Source organism: Pseudomonas sp. MHK4 (genome assembly GCF_054600775.1).
This window is the reverse complement of record NZ_BAAIAK010000008.1, coordinates 124,071-143,335: the sequence shown is the minus strand read 5'-3', so window position 1 is coordinate 143,335 and position 19,265 is coordinate 124,071. Positions and strand designations below refer to the sequence as shown.

Annotated in this window: 17 protein-coding genes and 1 pseudogene; 9 read left to right on the top strand and 9 right to left on the bottom strand. The window is 61.5% G+C overall.

What is annotated here, in order from left to right:
- Positions 1-166: 166 nt before the first annotated feature.
- Positions 167-1,087 (bottom strand): histone deacetylase family protein, encoded by a 921-nt coding sequence (locus ACYP2Q_RS20550; protein WP_459732212.1) that lies wholly within the window; start codon positions 1,085-1,087, stop codon positions 167-169.
- 76 nt (positions 1,088-1,163) lie between these two features.
- Between ACYP2Q_RS20550 and ACYP2Q_RS20545 the strand changes: the two genes are divergently transcribed.
- From ACYP2Q_RS20545 to ACYP2Q_RS20535, 3 genes are all read left to right on the top strand, one after another.
- The gene (locus ACYP2Q_RS20545) at positions 1,164-1,733 is read left to right on the top strand and encodes a GNAT family N-acetyltransferase (RefSeq protein ID WP_459732211.1); all 570 of its coding nucleotides are present in this window, start codon (positions 1,164-1,166) and stop codon (positions 1,731-1,733) included.
- Between the two features lie 91 nt (positions 1,734-1,824).
- The gene (gene tesB, locus ACYP2Q_RS20540; protein ID WP_459732210.1) at positions 1,825-2,694 is read left to right on the top strand and encodes an acyl-CoA thioesterase II; all 870 of its coding nucleotides are present in this window, start codon (positions 1,825-1,827) and stop codon (positions 2,692-2,694) included.
- Positions 2,691-3,284, top strand: a complete 594-nt coding sequence (locus ACYP2Q_RS20535) for an HAD family hydrolase (protein WP_459732209.1) — start codon at positions 2,691-2,693, stop codon at positions 3,282-3,284. Before tesB ends, ACYP2Q_RS20535 begins: the two co-directional genes overlap by 4 nt.
- Positions 3,285-3,311: 27 nt before the next feature.
- On the opposite strand, the gene ACYP2Q_RS20530 is transcribed toward ACYP2Q_RS20535, so the two are convergent.
- The 5 genes from ACYP2Q_RS20530 to ACYP2Q_RS20510 all read right to left on the bottom strand — a co-directional run bounded on the left by ACYP2Q_RS20530 (position 3,312) and on the right by ACYP2Q_RS20510 (position 8,889).
- Positions 3,312-4,268, bottom strand: a complete 957-nt coding sequence (locus ACYP2Q_RS20530; RefSeq protein ID WP_459732208.1) for an alpha/beta fold hydrolase — start codon at positions 4,266-4,268, stop codon at positions 3,312-3,314.
- Complete coding sequence (gene ypfJ / locus ACYP2Q_RS20525) at positions 4,269-5,162, bottom strand: KPN_02809 family neutral zinc metallopeptidase (protein ID WP_459732207.1); 894 nt, start codon at positions 5,160-5,162, stop codon at positions 4,269-4,271.
- A gap of 149 nt (positions 5,163-5,311) precedes the next feature.
- Complete coding sequence (gene ypfJ, locus ACYP2Q_RS20520) at positions 5,312-6,181, bottom strand: KPN_02809 family neutral zinc metallopeptidase (protein ID WP_459732206.1); 870 nt, start codon at positions 6,179-6,181, stop codon at positions 5,312-5,314.
- Positions 6,182-6,329: 148 nt separating this feature from the next.
- On the bottom strand, positions 6,330-7,163 hold the full coding sequence (locus tag ACYP2Q_RS20515; protein ID WP_459732205.1) for an aldo/keto reductase: 834 nt from the start codon (positions 7,161-7,163) through the stop codon (positions 6,330-6,332).
- A complete protein-coding gene (locus tag ACYP2Q_RS20510) occupies positions 7,147-8,889 on the bottom strand; it encodes an FAD-dependent oxidoreductase (protein WP_459732204.1) in 1,743 nt (580 codons plus the stop codon). The genes ACYP2Q_RS20515 and ACYP2Q_RS20510 overlap by 17 nt, the downstream gene beginning before the upstream one ends.
- A gap of 175 nt (positions 8,890-9,064) precedes the next feature.
- Here ACYP2Q_RS20510 and ACYP2Q_RS20505 point away from each other — a divergent pair, with 175 nt between their 5' ends.
- The 4 genes from ACYP2Q_RS20505 (at position 9,065) to ACYP2Q_RS20490 (ending at position 12,844) form a co-directional block, all read left to right on the top strand.
- Complete coding sequence (locus tag ACYP2Q_RS20505) at positions 9,065-9,841, top strand: IclR family transcriptional regulator (RefSeq protein ID WP_459732203.1); 777 nt, start codon at positions 9,065-9,067, stop codon at positions 9,839-9,841.
- A gap of 210 nt (positions 9,842-10,051) precedes the next feature.
- The gene (locus tag ACYP2Q_RS20500) at positions 10,052-11,107 is read left to right on the top strand and encodes a Gfo/Idh/MocA family protein (RefSeq protein ID WP_459732202.1); all 1,056 of its coding nucleotides are present in this window, start codon (positions 10,052-10,054) and stop codon (positions 11,105-11,107) included.
- 2 nt (positions 11,108-11,109) lie between these two features.
- Positions 11,110-11,928 carry a sugar phosphate isomerase/epimerase family protein gene (locus tag ACYP2Q_RS20495; RefSeq protein ID WP_459732201.1) on the top strand — a complete coding sequence of 273 codons (819 nt, stop codon included), beginning with the start codon at positions 11,110-11,112 and terminating at the stop codon, positions 11,926-11,928.
- 37 nt (positions 11,929-11,965) lie between these two features.
- Entirely contained in the window at positions 11,966-12,844 is an 879-nt protein-coding gene (locus ACYP2Q_RS20490) for a DMT family transporter (protein WP_046815761.1), read from the top strand.
- Positions 12,845-12,850: 6 nt separating this feature from the next.
- Here the strand turns inward: ACYP2Q_RS20490 and ACYP2Q_RS20485 are convergent, their stop codons facing one another.
- The 3 genes and pseudogenes from ACYP2Q_RS20485 to ACYP2Q_RS20475 all read right to left on the bottom strand — a co-directional run bounded on the left by ACYP2Q_RS20485 (position 12,851) and on the right by ACYP2Q_RS20475 (position 15,909).
- A complete protein-coding gene (locus ACYP2Q_RS20485; protein ID WP_459732313.1) occupies positions 12,851-13,639 on the bottom strand; it encodes a methyl-accepting chemotaxis protein in 789 nt (262 codons plus the stop codon).
- A gap of 66 nt (positions 13,640-13,705) precedes the next feature.
- Positions 13,706-14,473 (bottom strand): annotated as a pseudogene (locus ACYP2Q_RS20480) (MCP four helix bundle domain-containing protein); the annotation flags it as partial.
- A gap of 98 nt (positions 14,474-14,571) precedes the next feature.
- Entirely contained in the window at positions 14,572-15,909 is a 1,338-nt protein-coding gene (locus ACYP2Q_RS20475; protein WP_459732199.1) for an MFS transporter, read from the bottom strand.
- Positions 15,910-16,488: 579 nt separating this feature from the next.
- Here ACYP2Q_RS20475 and quiC point away from each other — a divergent pair.
- Positions 16,489-18,390 carry a 3-dehydroshikimate dehydratase QuiC gene (quiC, locus tag ACYP2Q_RS20470; protein ID WP_459732198.1) on the top strand — a complete coding sequence of 634 codons (1,902 nt, stop codon included), beginning with the start codon at positions 16,489-16,491 and terminating at the stop codon, positions 18,388-18,390.
- Between the two features lie 102 nt (positions 18,391-18,492).
- Complete coding sequence (locus ACYP2Q_RS20465) at positions 18,493-19,170, top strand: TetR/AcrR family transcriptional regulator (protein WP_274074501.1); 678 nt, start codon at positions 18,493-18,495, stop codon at positions 19,168-19,170.
- The last annotated feature ends 95 nt before the right edge of the window (positions 19,171-19,265 follow it).

Below are 19,265 nucleotides of genomic sequence, written 5' to 3'. Positions count from 1 at the left end.
AGAAGACGGGCATTCTAGCAGCCCAAACCCGGTGGGGCGGCGTATTCAAGCTCTGGTCAAAAAACAACCACCGCGCTGGAGCCTATACGGAACATAGCCTGCAGTCCCTTGCCCGCAGGTTATCCACAGGCAGTTCCACAGGCATTGTGGGTAAAGCATCCACAACTCAGTGACAGCCTGATGACTGCCAGACCCGCTCGGCGCTGTGATGGAGGATGCCGTGGCGGCGGGCGAGGGCCCTGCGGTCCTTGCTGTAGCCGCCGCCAATCACGCCGACTACGGGAATGTCCCGACCCAGGCAATGGCGCATGACGGCTTCATCGCGGGCGGCGACGCCTTCGTCTGTCAGCTTCAGGTAACCCAGCGCGTCGTCCTTGTGCACATCGACACCGGCGTCATACAACACCAGATCCGGTTGATAGAGGGGCAGCAGGTAGTTGAGCGCATCGTCCACCACCTTCAGGTAATCGGCATCGCCCATGCCGTTGGGGAGCGGGATGTCCCAGTCACTTTCGGCTTTGCGTGCAGGAAAGTTCTTTTCGCAGTGCAGGGAAACGGTCACCGCTTCCGGTGTGTTGTGCAGGATCCGTGCAGTCCCGTCGCCCTGATGCACATCGCAGTCGAAGATCAGCACCCGATTCACCCGACCACTCTCCAGCAGGAAACGGCTGATCACCGCCAGGTCATTGAAGATGCAGAAACCGGCGGGGAAATCGTAATGAGCATGGTGCGTGCCGCCAGCCAGGTGGCAGGCCAGGCCATGCTCCAGCGCCTGCTCAGCCGCCAGCAGTGAGCCGCCGACCGCCCGCACGGTGCGCCGGGCCAGGGCTTCGCTCCAGGGCAGGCCGAGGCGGCGCTGGTCCTCGCGGGACAAATCGCCGCTCATGTAGCGCTCGATATACGAAGGGTCATGGGCGAGGGCGAGAATCTGCGGCGGGCACAACTGTGGGCGCAGCAGGTCGGCATCGCGAGTCAAGCCGCTGTCCACCAGGTGATCGCGCAGCAGGCGAAACTTGTCCATGGGGAAGCGGTGATCCGCCGGGAACTCGGGACTGTAGTCTTCGTGGTAGATCAGCGGCAGCGGCATGATGATTTCGTTTCGGAATGAGTGAAGGATCCTACCAGCGTTGTAGACTGGCGACATGGAATTGGGGGAGGGGACGATGGAGCCGATACTGGAACTGGCGAGCGCGCGATTGCTGTTACGCCAGTGGCATGATGGCGACTTGGTGGAATTTGCCGCGATGTGCGCCGATCCACTGGTCATGCGCTATTTTCCGGCGCCCTTAAGCCGATCCGAAAGTGCTTCGTTGATTGACAGGGTGCGCGAACACTTTGCCAAGCATGGCTTTGGCCTCTGGGCGCTGGAGCGCAAGGACACCGGACAGTTCATCGGCTTTACCGGTCTGGGCGTGGTCGGTTTCGACGCGCCTTTCACCCCGGCCGTTGAAATCGGCTGGCGCCTGGCGCGCGAGCACTGGGGTCTGGGTTATGCCAGCGAAGCGGCATGGACCGCTCTGCGTTGCGGGTTTGATCGCCTGGCGCTGAACGAAGTCGTTTCCTTTACCGCCATCAGCAACCTGCCGTCGCAGAAAGTCATGCAGGCGATCGGCATGCATCACGATCCGGCCGATGACTTCGATCATCCAAGGCTGGCCCTCGACCATCCCCTGCGTCGCCACGTGCTGTACCGCATCAGCCGTGAACAATGGCTGCAAACCTTGCATGGATAACATGGCACGGACGTTTACAATGGCCCTTATGTTGGCACCCGACCGTCGCAGCCAGGACTGCGCGGCATTGCGTTGTGTGAGGAGAGTCTGAATGAGCCAAGTGTTGGATGATCTGGTCGACCTGCTGAGCCTGGAACCGATCGAAGAAAACCTGTTCCGTGGCCGCAGCCAGGACCTGGGCTTTCGTCAGCTGTTCGGTGGCCAGGTACTCGGTCAGTCGCTGTCGGCGGCCAGTCAGACCGTTGAAGAAGCGCGTCATGTGCATTCGATGCATGGTTATTTCCTGCGGCCGGGCGATGCCAAGTTGCCGGTGGTGTATTCCGTTGACCGGGTGCGCGACGGCGGCAGTTTCAGCACGCGGCGGGTGACGGCGATCCAGAAGGGCCAGCCGATCTTCACCTGCAGCGCCTCGTTCCAGTACGACGAAGAAGGTTTCCAGCACCAGAGCGAAATGCCGCAAGTGGTCGGACCGGAAAACCTGCCATCGGAACTGGAGCTGACCCAGCAACGCGCTCACCTGATCCCCGAGCACATGCGTGAAAAACTGCTGTGCCCGAAACCCATCGAATTCCGGCCCGTCACCGAGGACGATCCCTACAACCCGAAAGCCAGTGATCCGATCAAATACGTCTGGTTTCGCGCCGACGGCGCCTTGGCCGACTCCCCGGCCCTGCACAAATATTTGCTGGCTTACGCTTCGGACTTCGGTCTGCTGACCACCTCGATGCAGCCCCACGGCAAATCGGTGTGGCATAAGGACATGCAGGTCGCCAGCCTCGACCACGCGTTGTGGTTCCACGCCGACCTGCGCGCCGATGACTGGTTGCTGTATGCGATGGACAGCCCATGGGCCGGCAATTCCCGCGGCTTTTGCCGTGGCAGCGTGTTCAACCGCGCCGGGCAACTGGTGGCCTCGGTCACTCAGGAAGGCCTGATTCGCCATCGCAAGGATTGGGCATGAGCCTGGCCGATGTGCGCCACTGGGTGTTTGACATGGACGGTACCCTGACGGTGGCTGTGCACGATTTCGCGGCGATTCGCGTAGCGTTGGCGATCCCGCCTGAAGACGACATCCTGACGCATCTGGCGGCACTGCCGGCCGAAGAAGCCAGCGCCAAACACGCTTGGCTGCTCGAGCACGAGCGCGATCTCGCGCTGGGCTCGAAGCCGGCTCCGGGGGCGGTGGAGCTGGTGCGTGAATTGGCTGCCCGCGGTTATCGCCTGGGCATCCTCACGCGTAATGCCCGCGAACTGGCACATGTCACGTTGGAGGCTATCGGCCTGGCCGACTGCTTCGCGGTGGAGGATGTGCTGGGCCGCGATGAGGCGCCACCCAAGCCGCATCCTGGTGGCTTGCTGAAACTGGCCGACGCCTGGAAGGTGTCGGCCAGCGAGATGGTGATGGTCGGTGATTACCGGTTTGACCTGGACTGCGGTCGCGCGGCGGGAGCGCGTACGGTGTTGGTCAACCTGCCGGATAATCCGTGGCCGGAGCTGACCGATTGGCATGCGGCGGATTGTGTCGAGTTGCGGCAGATGCTGTCGGCTTGATTTGTCGAGAGCAAAAGATCGCAGCGGTTACTGAAACAACGCCTGCTGTCCCTGCGGCGATGTAAACATCCCGTCCCCGTTATGCCCGACCCCGGGCACTTCAATCAGTTGCTGCTGCAACCCTTGCGGTTGCAGCCGCTTCAGATAGTCAAAATAGTAGCGCCCCCGGGCCAATCGATACGGACCCTGGGCCTTTGCCTCACAGCTTTTATCCAGCGCCGGATGATTCGGATCGACGTCCTGCTGCCCCAGCAGATAAACGATGTCGCGTTTGAGGTACTTTTCCTGCAGCAGCGCGGCAGTTTGTCCTTCTGCGTAGGCAGGCAAATCTGTCAGCCCGTACTTCCAGCGGTTGAATTGCGGACAGCCTGCATGACTGAAGGCCACTGGCCGGCGCTCATCGAAATAGGTGTAGGACGAGGGGTTGGCGATCACATAGCGCAGCTGCACGCCGGCGGCTTCCAGGGCCGCCTTATCGTGGCCCAGCAAGGCGTAGCGCTGAACTACCTGGGCGCCTCCCGAGTGACCGGCAACGACGATTTGCTTCAAATCGGGAAACTGCTGGCGATCCCCCAGGCGAGCGATGATTTCGTCCAGCGCGTCGTAGGAACTCAGGCGAAAGGGGGCGGTGGATTCACCGCCAGCCATCCACTCATTGCCCTGCCAACGCAAGACGGTGTCCGCCACCGGGTGCTGCGCGACGTCATTTTCATTGAGAAACTGCGGGGCGATCACCAGGGTCGTGGCGCTTTGCCCGGCCAGTTCGGCTGCGTGCTCGCCACTGTGAAGATAGGTTTGCGCGTTGCGCAAGCGACCATGGACGATGATCAATACCCGCTCTATTTTTGCCGGGGCCGGGCTGATGCCCACCGCGATTTCACCGGACTTCAACAGCAGTCGCCCGGGGCTGAGTTCCTTGACAGCGTGCTCGGCCGCCTGGGACGTTGCGCATGTGAACAGTAGGACTAACCACCACTTCTTCATCTACAGATTTTTCGCCGCAAAGGTATCGCACTGGCCAACCTGGCCCTGGGCGAATCCGGTTTTGAACCAGCGCACCCGTTGCGCTGACGTACCATGGGTAAACGAGTCCGGCACCACGCGGCCCTGACCTTGTTGCTGCAAGCGATCGTCGCCAATGGCGTTCGCCGCGTTCAGTGCTTCTTCAATATCGCCGGGTTCCAGCCAGTTCAGACGCTTCTGTGCATTGTTGGCCCAAACCCCGGCCAGGCAGTCCGCTTGCAGCTCCTGGCGCACCAGCAAGCCACCGTCGCCTTCCATCTGCCGGCCTTGCTGGCGGGCGGCCTGAATCTTCGCCGACACTCCGAGCAAGGTTTGCACATGGTGTCCGACTTCGTGAGCGATCACGTAGGCCTGGGCGAAATCGCCAGCGGCAGCAAAGCGTTGCGACATCTCCTGGAAGAAGGCCATGTCCAGGTAAACCTTCTGGTCAGCGGGGCAATAGAAGGGGCCGGTCGCCGAGGTTGCCAGTCCGCAGGCCGAATTGACCCGGTTGCTGAACAACACCAGGGTCGGGTCCTTATATTGCCGGTCCGCCTGCTGGAAAATTTGCCGCCACGTATCCTCGGTGTCACCGAGAATCGAGCGGACGAACTCGGCCCCTTCATCATTGGCCGGTGGCGCCTTGCGCGTCTGGGACGTGGTCGACGCCGATTGCTCACCCATCTGTCCGGTCAGTTGTCCGAGAATCTGCAGCGGGTCCTGGCCGGTGATCCAGCCGATGCCTACGATCAGCAGGATCGCTGTCAGGCTCAGGCCTTTGCCACCACCAAAACGCATCCCGCCGCCACCGCCGCCGACATCATCGCCACGGGCATCGACCACGTTGTCGCTGCGTCGGCCTTTTTTCCATAGCATGTGGGAATCCTCTGATGTTGCGGGTAAAGAACTGTGCGATGAGTGTTGCTGCTGAGCAGGAGCGGCGCCAGTCCGGTCGTCAGACAGCCGGGAGCGGCAGCGGTTCTATCCAGGTGGCGACATCAGAGGTTTCATGGACAGGCGGGGTTTCACAGGGCCTCGGCGGTGAAGGTGTCACAGGCCTCCGGCAGCCCTGCGGCAAATCCTGTCTTGAACCAGTTCACGCGCTGGCTGGAAGTACCGTGGCTGAATGTCTCTGGTCTAATCCTGGCATTTCGCGAAGCTTGCAGTTGGTCGTCACCGAACACTGCCGCGGCGTGCAGGGCGGCTTCGATATCACCGGGTTCCAGCCAGTCCAGGCGCTGTTGCGCGTGGTGTGCCCAGACCCCGGCCAGGCAGTCGGCCTGCAACTCCGCGCGCACTTCCAGTCCGCCGTCGCCGCTGACCGCTTGTTGCTCAAGCAAGGCTTTTTCGAAGGGGTCGGAAAGTCCCAGTTCAATCTGCACGTGATGGCCGATTTCGTGAGCGATGATGTAGGCCCGCGCGAAGTCACCGACCACTGCGAACTGCTGCTCCAGCTTGTTGAAAAACTCGAGGTCGAGATACACCTGTTGATTGCTCGCGCAATAGAACGGGCCACTGCTGGAACTGGCGAAACCACAGCCGGAAACCACGCCGTTGTCGAACAGCGTCAAGGTGGGTTGCGGATAGTGCCGGCCCATTTGCGCAAACAGTTGTTGCCAGGTGTCTTCGGTATCGCCCAGCACCGACTGGATGAACATCAGTTGCAGATCTTCTTCAGGCTCGATCGAGGGTTGAGGGAGGGGACGGTTCAGGGTGTACGAGGGTGCGGGCGCAGTAACGTCCGCTGGCGTATCCAGCGTCGAATAGAGCCCTGCGCCGGCCAGCGCGACGGCGGCCAGCCCGGCAGCCAGTGTTGTCCCTGCAGGTAGGCGGGCATCCTTGCCCTCGCGAGTGTCGCTCACGTTTTTGCTGCGTCTTGCCTTGTTCCATAACATGTTGACGGTCTCTCATAGATGGGTGGGGCGTGTAGCGCCGGGTCTATGAATAACCGCACTGGCCAAGGCGTGTGGATGAAATGTGTAAGGTTTGGTAAGCCACAGTCATTGCGACGGGTGTCGCACATCGAAAGTGCCCTTTTCGCGGTTATCGATCGAACGCGTCCCACACGGGCGCAAAGTCCGGACTGACCTGGCGCTCACGCTTGGACAGGCCGGCGATCAGCGCACGATCCTGGTCATCAAGGTTGACCGAGAGCGATGCCAGGTTGGCCAATTGGTTGGCCTCGCTGCTGGCCTTGGGGATGGCGGCCACGTTCGGTTGATCCAGCAGCCATTTGAGTGCGACCTGGGTCGGCAATACCCCGTGTTTGGCAGCGATTTGCTGGATAGCCGGAATATCCGAGACCTTGTTGCGTGCCAGCGGCGAATAGGCCGTCAGCGCCAGATCGTGCTGACGGGCGTAATCGAGCAGTGCGTTTTGTCCGAGCAGCACGTGGTACTCGACCTGAATGGCGGACAGCGGCGCGCCCAGTTCCTCGACCACGGTGCGCAACAGCGGCAGCGGGAAATTCGCCACGCCGATATTGCGCGCCAGCCCCTGTTCCTTGAAGGACACCAGGGTTTCGATCGTCCGGGGCAAGTCCCAATCGGTGCTGGGCCAATGGATCATGAACAGGTCGATGTAATCGCTGTGCAGAGCCTTGAGGCTGCGGTCCATGGAATGGCGCATGGCGTCCGGTTGCAACTGGTCCCACCAGACTTTACTGGTGACGTGGATGTGTTCGCGGGGGATGGGACTATTCACCAATGCCTGACCGACAGCGTCCTCATTGTTGTAGGCCGCAGCGGTATCGATGTGGCGATAACCCAGCGCCAGGGCCTGTTCCACGGCCCGCGTGCATTCTTCACCGAGCATTGGCCAGGTGCCGAGGCCGAGCTTGGGCATGTTCAAGCCCTGTGCATTAACGATGTGCAGCATGGTCGATCTCCTTTTCATAAGCGCTGATGCCGGCGATATGGCGCGCGGCGATGTAGCCGAACGTCAGCGCCGGACCGAGGTTGATGCCGCCGGCGGGGTAGTGGCCGCCCATGATGCTGGCCATGTCGCCTCCCGCCGCATACAGGCCACTGATGGCCTGTCCCGAGTCATCGAGAACCTGGGCGTGCTGATTGACCTTGAGCCCGGCAAAAGTACCGAAACAGCCCGGTTCGACTTTCACGGCATAAAACGGCCCTTGTTCGATCGGCGCGACGCAGGGGTTGGGCTGGTGCAGCGCATCACCCTGTTTGCGGTTGTAGGGGGTTGATCCGCGGCCGAACTGCGGATCCTGGCCATTGCGGGCGTGCCGGTTGTAGTCCGACACGGTGGTGCGCAAGCCGATCGGGTCAATGCCGCAGGCCTGGGCCAATTCCTCCAGGGTCTTGCCGGTTTTCAGGTAACCGCTGCGGATAAAGGATGACAGCGGTACCGGAAACGGCCGGGAAATACCCAGGCCATAACGTCGCTGAAAGCCATGGCTGCAGATCAGCCAGGAAGCCACTTCTTCGCCGGGCGGGGCGCAGGCGACCATGGCCGTTACATAGTCGTAGTAGCCGTTGGCTTCGTTGACGAAGCGCTGGCCATTGCTCAACACGCCGATGATTCCCGGCTTGCCGCGTTCGATGATGTGCGGGAAGTGGCCGCTGTTGCCATCGCGGTAGGGCACGCGTGATACCGGTGCCCAGGCCACGGACGATACCTGATTGGTGTCGACCCGGGCGCCGACGCTTTCGCCCAGCCGCAGGCCATCGCCGGACACGCCGAGGGGTGGCAGTGCCAGGTGTTCGTGCCCGGTGGGCGTGCGGGGGAACAGGGCCTTGCGCCGTTCGATGTCATTGGCGAAACCGCCGGCTGCGAGCACCACCGCCCGGCGTGCCTTGATGCGTATCGATCCTTTGCCGGTGCAAACGACCGCGCCCTTTACTTGATTGTTTTCGCGCAGCAACTCGGTGACTGGTGCCGACTCCCACAGCAATACGCCAAGATCGTCGGCGGATTTCGCCAGGCGCGCCACGAGCGCCACGCCGTTGACCAACTGCATCGCCCGGCCATGCACGACGAGGTCGAGCAAATGGCGAGTGAAGCGCTTTGTAACGTGCCAGGCCGCCGACAACGACCGGGTCAGGTTGAGAAACGCAGTCAGGTCGGCCCCCGCCATGATCGGCATGCCCATGAAGGCTGTTTCGCGCATGGTTTTGCGCAGGCGCTTGAGCAGCTTGCCGACGTTGCGCGCGTCATAGGGCGCGGCGATCACCGAACGCCCACCGGTGCCGGCGCCGGGCGTGTCGCCATGAATGTCGGCGATCGCGTTGCCGTCGGCGAATTGCAGCGAGGTGTGTTGTTCGAAGAACGCCACCATGCGCGGAGCGGCCTCGAGGAAGGCATCGATCATCGCCGGGTCGTACCGATCGCCCAGTTCGTGTTTCAAGTAAGTGCGCGGTTGTTCAACATCCTCGACGATGCCGGCCCTCCGGGCCAGGGGATTGCAAGGTACCCATGCCCAGCCACCGGACCAGGCGGTAGCACCGCCCAATACCGGGTCTTTTTCCACCACTATCACCTTCAGGCCATGCCATGCCGCCGTCACGGCGGCGGCCAGTCCGGCCGCACCGGAGCCGACGATCAGCACATCGCAGTCGATGGCGGGAAGGGGTTGGGCAGGCATTGTTGAAACTCCGCTGGTTATTATTGTGGAATTTGGTTCCAGAAAATATATAAAGGCTGAAGAGGGTCGGCAAGTCGAAGCTGGGTAAAGCGGGCGGTTATCGGACAGTCAGTTCCAGATTTCGCATTCCTCAGGTTGTCTTCTAGAATCGAGCAAATTTTGCGTGGATACCCCCATGGCCGGCAGTCAGATCGAACGTGTTTTCAGTGTGCTTGAAAGCCTCACCAGCGACCCTCGCGGCCTGCCGATGCAGGTGTTGGCGGAACAACTGGACATTCCTAAAAGTGCCACGCACCGCTTGCTGGCCGAGCTGATCCGGCTCGGCTATGTGCGGCAGAATCCGGAGAACTTGCGTTATCACTTGTCGACCCGGCTGGTGGCGATGGGTTTCCGTTACCTGTCGAGCAGCGGTGCCGATATCGTGCAGCCGGTACTCGATCGGCTGGCTCAGGAAACCGGCGAACTGGTGCGCCTGGGTGTCATCGAAGGCGAGCGCCAGACCTGGATTGCCAAGTCCCAGGGGGCTCGTTCCGGGCTGCGTTATGACCCGGACATGGGCCGGGATGCGCCACTGTTCTACACCGCCTCCGGGCATGCCTGGCTGGCATGCATGAGCGATGCCGAAGCCTTGTCGCTGGTGGAGCGCCAGGCGGCGGACCGGCCATTGGAGCTGGGCCCGAATGCCCCACGGTCCAATATTGAACTGCTGGAACGCCTGCGCCTGGCGCGGGAGCAGGGCTACGCCTGTGTCGAGGAAAGTTCGGCGGTGGGCACTTCGGCCATAGCCGCGGTGGTGCGTCATCCCGGTGATGGGCGGGTGATCGGCGTGCTCAGCATTGCAGGGCCGAGTGCGCGGATGCCGGGGGCGCGGCTGCATGAACTGGCGCCTTTGTTGTTGGCATTTAGCGATGAGTTGTCGGCGGCGAGCCTGGCGTCGGAGCTATTTAGCTAAGTCCTGCACTACATCCCTGTGGGAGCGGGTTGAAATTGCATGACACACCGCTTTCGCGAGCAAGCCCGCTCCCACCTTTCAGTTGGTGGTGAGCTTGCTAAAGCTGTGCGCTGTTCGAACACTTTCAGTGCGCGCTTGTGTAAGAATCTGGAACCAGGTTCTAAATTGTTGAAATTCACCTTCCAACAATAACCACAAGAGGACCGCACCTTGAGTTCACCACTGCGCATAGCCCTGATCGGTACTGGCAACATGGGCCAGCAGCATTACCAGCAAATGCAAACACTGACTGAAGCGACCCTGTGCGCAGTGGCCGACCCCGGCCCGCAAGCGGCGGGCCTAGCTAGGGAATGGGGCGTGGGATATTTCGCCGATCATCGTCAGATGCTCGAGCAGGCAAAACCCGAGGCGGTCATTATCGCCAACCCGAATTCGCTGCACGTCAGCACCGCGCTCGATTGCCTGGCTGCCGGGGTGCCGGTGTTGCTGGAAAAACCGGTGGGTGTGCACCTGGATGAGGCCCGAGAGCTGGTGGCTGCCTCGAAGTCGAGCGGCGTTGCGGTGCTGGTCGGCCATCATCGACGCCACAACCCCTTGATCGTCCGCGCCCATGAACTTGTCCACAGCGGCGCGTTGGGCCGGTTGAGCACCGTCACCGCGCTCTGGCAATTGCGCAAGCCCGATAGTTACTTCGAAACGGCCTGGCGCCGCGAGCCCGGTGCGGGGATGTTGTTGACCAACCTGATCCACGACCTCGACCTGCTTCGGCATCTGTGCGGCGAAGTGCGCCAGGTGCAGGCCATCACCAGCAACGCCGTGCGCGAGTTTGCCAACGAGGATTGCGCGGCCGTGCTGCTGCAATTCGACAACGGTGCGTTGGGCAGCCTGACCGGGTCCGATGCGGTGGCGGCTCCCTGGAGTTGGGAACTGGGGTCCGGGGAGAACCCGGTGTATCCACGCCAGGCCGATCAACCGTGCTATTTGCTGGCGGGAACCGCCGGGGCGCTGAGCATCCCGCAGCTCAAGCACTGGCGCTACACGCAAGCGGACGGTGGCTGGCATCAGCCGCTGGTACCGACTGACGTGCCTTTCAGTGTCGAACCCGCGCTGCGCTTGCAGTTGCAGCATTTCGTGCGCGTGGCGCGGGGGGAGGTCGAACCACTGGTCAGCGCTGCCGATGCAGCCCGCACCCTGGCGCTGGTCGAGGCGATTCGCCACGCCGCTGAAACCGGGCGCGCCTGCGCACCGGCCTTGATCGAGGATTGAACATGAGTGAACGAATCTTTTCCCTGGCCAGTCTGACCGTGCTGGAGTTGTCACCGCCGGACATGGTCGAGGTCGCGGCGCGGGCTGGTTACAGTCATGTCGGCTTGCGCCTGGTGCCGGCGACGCCGCAGGAACATCATTTTCCGCTGGTGGCGGATGGCGATCTGCGGCGCCAGACCCTGGCGCGTCTGCGCGATACCGGCATTCGTGTCCTGGATGTTGAAATCCTGCGGCTGAAACCGGACACCCTGGTGGGCGATTTCGAGCAGGTGCTGGCGGTGGGCGCCGAATTCGCTGCTACTGAATTGCTGGTGGCGGGCAACGATCCTGACGAGCAGCGGCTGACGGAGAATTTTGCCAGGCTGTGTGATCTGGCGGCGCCTTACGGGCTGCACCCGCATCTGGAATTCATGCCCTGGACCGACGCTCGCGATCTGCAGCAAGCGGTGCGCATCGTTGAACAGGCTGGGCGTGAAAACGCGGCGGTGCTGGTCGATGCTTTTCACTTCGATCGCTCCGGGTCGCGGCTGGAAGATCTGGCCAGGGTTGCCCCCTCGCGGTTACGGTATGCGCAGTTGTGCGACGTGGCGGGGCCCAGGCCTGCCGACATGGCAGAGATCTTGCGGCAGGCGCGTAATGAACGGCGTTTTCCTGGCGATGGCGATTGTGATCTGCCAGGGCTGTTGCGGTGTTTGCCGGCTAACATTCCATTGAGCCTGGAGATTCCCACCGTGCAACTGCTGGAGCAGGGCGTGAGTGGGCTGGATCGGGCGCAGATGGCATTGAGCAAAACCCGTGAATTGCTGGCGCGGCTGACATAGGTCACGCGCAGCTTTTGACTTTGAACAAGGAACCCCAATGACCGTCAGCACCCCGCTATCCGGCGTCAATCAGCCCTTTAAAGGGATCCTGCTGATCGTTGTCGCAACCTTCCTGTTTTCCAGCCATGACGCCCTGTCGAAGTACCTTTCCGGGTTCTATCCGATTGTCATGGTGGTCTGGGCGCGTTATGTGGTGCACACCTTGCTGATGGCCGGGATATTCCTGCCGCAATCCGGGTTGCGCGTGCTGCGCACCAAGCGGCCGTTGCTGCAACTGATTCGGGCGTTGTGCCTGCTGGGCACCAGCCTGTTTTTCACCACGGGGCTGATGTACATCCCGCTGGCGGAGGCAACGTCGGTGAACTTCCTGGCACCGGTGCTGGTGACCGCGCTGTCGGTGCCGTTGCTGGGGGAGAAGGTCACTCGTGGCCAATGGCTGGCGGTGATTTGCGGTTTTATCGGCGTGCTGATCATCGTGCACCCCGGTGGTGATCTGTTCACCCCGGCGGTGTTATTGCCGTTGTGCTCGGCACTGTTTTTCTGCTTCTACCAACTGCTGACCCGCAAGCTCAGTGAGATCGACAGCCCGACCACCAGCAACTTCTTTGCCGGGCTGTGCAACACCCTGGTCATGAGTGCGCTGGTGCCGTTCTTCTGGCAGGTGCCGACCTTGCTGCATGGCGCGATGATGCTGGCGCTGGGTGCCTGCGGGATGACGGCGCACCTGTTCCTGACCCAGGCCTTTCGCCATGCGGCGCCGGCCTTGCTGGCGCCCTTCAGCTATTGCCAGATCGTGTTTGCCGGACTGCTGGGCTGGCTGCTGTTTTCCCACACGCCGACCCTGACCACCGTCGTCGGGATCGCCGTGATCTGCTGCAGTGGCCTGGCGGCGGCATGGCAACAGAGCCGTCGTTGAGAGAGCTTAAAACCTGAAACGCAGCACCAGGTTTTGCAGGCCTGCAGCCAATTGCGACAACTGCTGGCTGGTGGTGCTGGTGCGGGTCGAGGCGTCGGCACTTTGCAGTGACAGGTCGCGGATGTTCAGCAGATTCCTGTCCACCTCGCGGGCCACGGCGGCTTGCTCTTCCGAGGCGCTGGCGATCACCAGGTTGCGCTCGTGGATCTGCTCCATGGCGCGGGTGATTTGCGCTAGCGCGAGGCCGGCCTGTTCGGCAATCGACAGGGTGGCGGCGACGCGCTGACTGTTGCCATGCATCGACAGCACCACACTCTCGGTATCGCCCTGGACCCTGCCGATCATCTGTTCGATTTCCCGGGTCGATTGCTGGGTGCGATGGGCCAGCGCGCGCACTTCATCGGCGACCACCGCAAAACCGCGCCCGGCTTCCCCGGCGCGGGCCGCTTCAATCGCGGCGTTAAGCGCCAGCAGGTTGGTCTGCTCGGCGATGGCGCGAATCACGTCCAGTACCTTGCCGATTTCCCGGGATTGCTCGGCCAGGGTTTGCACTTGCTGCAGGGCCGTGCCGGCATCGGCGCTCATGGCCTGGATTGAGTCCAGTGTTTCGATGACCCGCGCCTGACCCTGACTGGCCTGCTGTGTCGACTGGCGCGTGCTGTCAGACGTCGACACGGCATTGCGTGCGACTTCTTCCACGGCAACCGTCATCTCATTGACCGCGGTGGCGGCTTGTTCGATTTCGTTGTGTTGCTGTTGCAGGCGCCCGGAGTCCTGATGAGTGCTCTGCTGCATTTGCTCGGCGGCTGCGTTCAGTTGGGTCGATGCAGCGCTGATCCGTTGCAGGGTTTCGCGCAGACTGGTCTGCATGATCGACAGGGCTGTGAGCAAGCGCGCGGTTTCATCGCCACCCTGGCTGTGTATCGGCGTGCCCAGGTCGCCGGCCGCCACTCGCTCGGCCACTTCCACCGCTTGGCGGATGGGCACCACGATGCTGCGAATCAACAGCCAGGCGAGCAGAACGGTCAGCAGCGACACGGCAAGCAAGGCCCCGATCACGGTGACCTTCACCTGGCTGTAGAGCGAGTCGGCTTGCGCGGCGGACTGACTGACTTCGTTGGCGGTGAGCGCCACCAGTTCGGCGAACTGGTCACCCGTTTGTGTCGAGTAATCCTGGATTTTGCCATTGAGCAGCGCGGTCATTTCTTCGACGCGGTTGGCCTGGGACAGGCTTTCGTATTGCGCCAGCGCCTGACGGTAAAGAGTGACCGTATCGACGAACTTTTCGTACGGTGCCCGGTTGTAGTCGCCTACGAGCGGGGTGAACTTTTCCAGTGCCTGGGCAAGCCAGCCCTGCACTTGATGCAGGCGCGTGACGGTCGCGTCGAGCACCTTGGGCTCACGGTTCAACGCCATGCGCAGGCTGAGCACGCGAATGCTCAGGACGTAGTCGCGGATCTCTCCCAGATAGCGGGTACTGGGCAGGGAGACGTTCTCGGTGTGCTGGCCGGTGGTGCGCACTTCGGCGACTTGCTTGAGGGAGAACAGGCCTTGCAACAGGACCAGCACGGCGATGAGTCCGAAGCTGATCACGGCGCGCTTGGCGATGCTCAGGTGACCTGGCGACATGGTTTGACCTCCTTGGCGTTGAGCGAACATTCATGGATTCATGAAAAGCAGGCACAAAAAAAGCGCAGGCCCGAAACCGGGCCTGCGCCGAGGGAACATCAGCCTTCTACTTTCGGAATCTTGCGCGGTGCCATGAAGTACAACCAGATCAGCGCGATGAAGTACATCGCCGGGATCAGGGTGAACAGCACGGTGTAGTTGTTGTTGGTGGCGGTCAGGATGTGGCCGACCAACTGGGTCATGAACATCCCGCCAATCGCCGCACACATGCCGCCGAAGCCGAACACCGTACTCATCATGTATTTGGGCGTGTAGTCCATCACCAGGCTCCAGATGTTCGCGGTCCAGGCCTGGTGTGCACCGATGGCCAGGGAAATGGCGAACACCGCGACCCACAGGTTGCTGGAGCCGGCCGCCATGATCACGCCGATGATGCAGCAGGCGAACAGGAGCATGGACATCAGGCGCGCCTTGATCGGGTTGACGCCGCGGCCGATCAGGAACGAGGAGAGGATCCCGCCACCGACACTGCCGAAGTCGGCGGTGAGGTAGATGATGATCAGCGGAATACCCATCTGGGTCACGTTGATGCCCAGGTTGTATTGCTGGTTGAGGAACGGTGGCAGCCAGTACAGGTAGAACCAGAACACCGGCGCGGTGATCGAGTAGGCCAGGGCGAAGGCCCAGGTGCCGCGCATGCGCAGGATTTTCGAGAAGGGTACGCGGGCTTGTTCCGGCTCCACTTCGTTCTGGATGTAGTCCAGTTCCGACTGTTTGACGCTCGGGTGATCTTCCGGGTTGAAGTATTTCAGGCCCCAGAACACCAGCCAGATCCCGCCCAGTGCCGACATGCACAGGAACGCCGCCTGCCAGCCCCAAACGTGGAGGATCAGCGGCAGCAGCATCGGCGTGAACATCGCCCCGACGTTGGTGCCGGCGTTGAAGATACCGGTGGCCACGGCGCGTTCACCCGCCGGGAACCACAGGCGCGTGGTCTTCACGCAGGCCGGGTAGTTGGCGGCTTCGGTCAGGCCGAGGATGAAGCGGCAGACCATGAAGCCGACCGCCGAAGTGGCCAGGCCGTGGGCGCCAGTCGCCAGGCTCCAGAGCAGCACGGCGCAGAAGAACACGCGCTTGACGCCGACCCGGTCGATCAGGCGGCCTTGCAGCACGAAACCGATGGCGTAGCCGACCTGGAACCAGAAGTTGATGTTGGCGTAGTCCATCGCCGTCCAGCTCATTTCCTTGGCCAGGATAGGCTGCATGACGCCAAGGGCGGCGCGGTCGATGTAGTTCAGGGTGGTGGCGAAAAACACCAGCGCCAGCATGCCCCAACGGGTTTTGCCAACAGCCATGGCGCCGCGGATCTTGTCGCCGATGCCGCCAGTGGCAGCGCTCATGGCCGGAGCCATGCGTGAGCTATGTGTAGGATTCATCTGTGCCATCCGTTCAATGACTGACAAGCGAAGCTCGTCGGGACTTCAAGGGCGCGTGATCAATCGAGGGCGACAGGCGCGGTTGGACTGATCGGCTGTGTTCGTCGGCTGACGAGTTATTCAGCGAGCGGCACGTGTGTGCCAGCGGTGCGCGGGGTTCGGATGGACGCCAGGCAAGGCGTAATGACGGTGGTGTAATCGAGCAAGGCGTTTAATGAGCGCATGAGCGTATACCCGTTTTTTGAAATTTTTATGTGGTGTTCAGGGTCTTGTTAACTGGAACCGATGATTCATGACCGGACCCAATGTGGTGTTGATGTTGCGCAGTGGACGAAAAATCGTCAATTCGCTAACGGCCATTCTGTTCGATAATCGCACGCAAAACTAACTGGATAGTACACTTTGAATTGCCGTGTGGAATCACCAGGCCAATAATTCAATCAAAGCTAAACGCAATCCCTGTAGGAGCCCGGCTTGCCGGCGATGGCGTCCGCGAGATCGCCATCGCCGGCAGCCGGGCCCCAGCAACAAGCGTGCGATGCCCCTAACAAGATTGTCTCCACCACCGGGAGTCGAAATATGCAGCGTTCCATTGCCACCGTGTCCTTGAGCGGTACCCTGCCGGAGAAACTCGAAGCCATCGCCGCCGCCGGTTTCGACGGCGTAGAGATCTTCGAGAACGACCTTCTCTACTACGACGGCAGCCCGCGAGAAATTAAACAGATGTGCGCCGATCTCGGGATCGCCATCACGCTGTTTCAACCGTTCCGGGACTTCGAAGGCTGCCGCCGTGACCGTTTGTCGCGCAATCTGGAGCGGGCCGAGCGCAAGTTCGACCTGATGCAGGAGCTCGGCACTGACCTGGTGCTGGTGTGCAGCAACGCCTCGGCCGATTCGATCGGTGATGAACAGATCCTGGTCGACGACTTGCGCCTGCTGGCCGAGCACGCCGGAGCGCGAGGCCTGCGTATCGGTTACGAAGCGCTGGCCTGGGGACGTCACGTCAATACCTGGCAACAGGTGTGGAATATCGTCCGTCAGGCCGATCATCCGAGCCTCGGCGTGTTGCTCGACAGCTTCCACACCTTGTCGCTCAAGGGCGACCCGAGCGCCATCGCCGAGATTCCCGGCGACAAGATTTTCTTCGTGCAAATGGCCGATGCTCCGATCCTGGCCATGGATGTGCTGGAGTGGAGCCGGCATTTTCGCTGCTTCCCGGGCCAGGGCGAATTCGATCTGCCGGGCTTCCTCGCGCCGATCATCAAGAGTGGCTACACCGGGCCGCTGTCGCTGGAGATCTTCAACGACGGTTTCCGCGCCGCACCGCCACGGGCCAACGCGGCTGACGGTTTGCGCTCGTTGCTATACCTGGAAGAAAAAACCCGTGAGCGCCTGGCCCAGGAAACCAAGCCAGCGGCCAACCCCGAGATTTTGTTCGAGACGCCGAAGGCCAGCGAATACAACGGCATCGAGTTTCTCGAATTCGCCGTGGACGAAAGCCTTGGCGCCAAGCTCTCTCACTGGCTGGAGCGGCTGGGTTTCGTCAAGGCCGGGCAGCATCGCTCCAAGAGCGTCAGCTTGCTGCGCCAGGGCGATATCAACCTGATCCTCAACTCCGAACCGTACTCGTTCGCCCACAGTTTCTTCGAGGCCCATGGTCCATCGCTGTGCGCCACCGCCGTGCGAGTCAAGGACAGTGCCAGTGCGCTGGCCCGGGCCGTGGCCTACAAAGGCCAGCCGTATCGCGGACTGGTTGGCCCCAATGAGCTGGAACTGGCCGCCGTTCGTGCGCCGGATGGCAGCCTGATCTACCTCGTCGATCAAGATGCCGATGTCTATGGTACCGACTTCAACCTGCAGCCGGCGGCGGTGACCGGTGGCGGCCTCAAGCGCATCGACCACATGGCCATGGCCCTGCCCGCCGACAGCCTCGACAGTTGGGTGCTGTTCTACAAGAGCCTGCTGGACTTCGAGGCCGACGACGAAGTGGTGCTGCCTGATCCCTATGGCCTGGTGAAAAGCCGCGCGCTACGCAGCCGTGACAGTTCGATTCGTCTGCCGCTGAATATTTCCGAAAACCGCAACACCGCCATTTCACACGCCTTGTCGAGTTATCGCGGCTCCGGTGTGCACCACATTGCGTTTGATTGCGATGACATCTTTGCCGAAGTCAGTCGAGCCAAGGCGGCGGGTGTCCCGCTGCTGGACATTCCGCTCAACTACTACGATGACCTGGCGGCACGCTTCGATTTCGACGACGAATTTCTCAGCGAACTGGCCTATTACAACGTGCTGTACGACCGTGATGCCCAGGGCGGTGAGCTGTTTCATGTGTACACCGAACCGTTCGAGGGGCGGTTCTTCTTCGAGATCATTCAGCGCAAGAACGGTTATGCCGGTTACGGTGCGGCCAATGTGGCGGTGCGCCTGGCAGCCATGGCCAAATCCCGCAGCGGCGCTGTGCGTCAGACAAAGTTGTAGGAAAATCGTAACCACTCCGACAAACCGCTGCCGCACGGCTTCCTTCGCTGTGCGGCGCGGCTCATAATCGCCAGCCTGTGCAGTGATGGCCGTGAGCCCGCAATGACAATGACTTCAGAACTCTCCGCAGCACCCGATCAACCGGTTGCCGAACCGCGCAAGAGTCGTAAGAACAATCCGGAAAAAACCCGCGAGAACATCCTGCAGGAGGCGATTGTCGAGTTCGTCCAGCAAGGGCTTTCCGGGGCTCGCGTCGATGCCATCGCCGAGCGCATCCACACCTCCAAACGCATGATCTATTACTACTTCGGCAGTAAGGAGCAGCTCTACGTCGAGGTGTTGGAGAAGCTCTACGGCGATATCCGCAACACCGAAAACCGGTTGCACCTGGCCGAACTACCGCCTGTCGAGGCGATTCGGCGGCTGGTGGAGTTCACCTTCGATCACCATGATCGCAACGTCGATTTCGTGCGCATCGTCAGCATCGAGAACATTCACAACGCCGAATACGTGAAACGCTCCGATGCAATCAAGGCCATGAACAACACCATCCTCGATTCACTGGGCGAGATCCTGCGTCGCGGTGCCGAGCAAGGGCTGTTCCGCACCGGCCTGGACCCGTTGGATGTGCATTTGCTGATCAGTTCGTTCTGCTTCTATCGCGTGTCTAACCGCCACACCTTTGGCGAGATCTTTCAGATCGACTTGCCGGACGAAAGCATCAAGCAGCGTCATCGGGAGATGATTTGCGAGTCGGTGTTGCGATACCTGCAGGCATAATCCAGCTGTGTGAATCGCCTTTGTAGGAGCGGGCTTGCTGGCGATAGCGTCTGCACGATCGCCATCGCCATCGCCAGCAAGCCGGCTCCTACAAG

What these genes read in the sequence shown, in the direction of transcription:
- ACYP2Q_RS20475 (WP_459732199.1), bottom strand. Translation starts at nt 15,909, where the DNA reads ATGAATCCTACACATAGCTCACGCATGGCTCCGGCCATGAGCGCTGCC.
- ACYP2Q_RS20550 (WP_459732212.1), bottom strand. Translation starts at nt 1,087, where the DNA reads ATGCCGCTGCCGCTGATCTACCACGAAGACTACAGTCCCGAGTTCCCG.
- ACYP2Q_RS20530 (WP_459732208.1), bottom strand. Translation starts at nt 4,268, where the DNA reads ATGAAGAAGTGGTGGTTAGTCCTACTGTTCACATGCGCAACGTCCCAG.
- tesB (WP_459732210.1), top strand. Translation starts at nt 1,825, where the DNA reads ATGAGCCAAGTGTTGGATGATCTGGTCGACCTGCTGAGCCTGGAACCG.
- quiC (WP_459732198.1), top strand. Translation starts at nt 16,489, where the DNA reads ATGCAGCGTTCCATTGCCACCGTGTCCTTGAGCGGTACCCTGCCGGAG.
- ACYP2Q_RS20535 (WP_459732209.1), top strand. Translation starts at nt 2,691, where the DNA reads ATGAGCCTGGCCGATGTGCGCCACTGGGTGTTTGACATGGACGGTACC.
- ypfJ (WP_459732206.1), bottom strand. Translation starts at nt 6,181, where the DNA reads ATGTTATGGAACAAGGCAAGACGCAGCAAAAACGTGAGCGACACTCGC.
- ACYP2Q_RS20515 (WP_459732205.1), bottom strand. Translation starts at nt 7,163, where the DNA reads ATGCTGCACATCGTTAATGCACAGGGCTTGAACATGCCCAAGCTCGGC.
- ypfJ (WP_459732207.1), bottom strand. Translation starts at nt 5,162, where the DNA reads ATGCTATGGAAAAAAGGCCGACGCAGCGACAACGTGGTCGATGCCCGT.
- ACYP2Q_RS20490 (WP_046815761.1), top strand. Translation starts at nt 11,966, where the DNA reads ATGACCGTCAGCACCCCGCTATCCGGCGTCAATCAGCCCTTTAAAGGG.
- ACYP2Q_RS20510 (WP_459732204.1), bottom strand. Translation starts at nt 8,889, where the DNA reads ATGCCTGCCCAACCCCTTCCCGCCATCGACTGCGATGTGCTGATCGTC.
- ACYP2Q_RS20485 (WP_459732313.1), bottom strand. Translation starts at nt 13,639, where the DNA reads ATGCAGCAGAGCACTCATCAGGACTCCGGGCGCCTGCAACAGCAACAC.
- ACYP2Q_RS20495 (WP_459732201.1), top strand. Translation starts at nt 11,110, where the DNA reads ATGAGTGAACGAATCTTTTCCCTGGCCAGTCTGACCGTGCTGGAGTTG.
- ACYP2Q_RS20465 (WP_274074501.1), top strand. Translation starts at nt 18,493, where the DNA reads ATGACAATGACTTCAGAACTCTCCGCAGCACCCGATCAACCGGTTGCC.
- ACYP2Q_RS20505 (WP_459732203.1), top strand. Translation starts at nt 9,065, where the DNA reads ATGGCCGGCAGTCAGATCGAACGTGTTTTCAGTGTGCTTGAAAGCCTC.
- ACYP2Q_RS20545 (WP_459732211.1), top strand. Translation starts at nt 1,164, where the DNA reads ATGGAGCCGATACTGGAACTGGCGAGCGCGCGATTGCTGTTACGCCAG.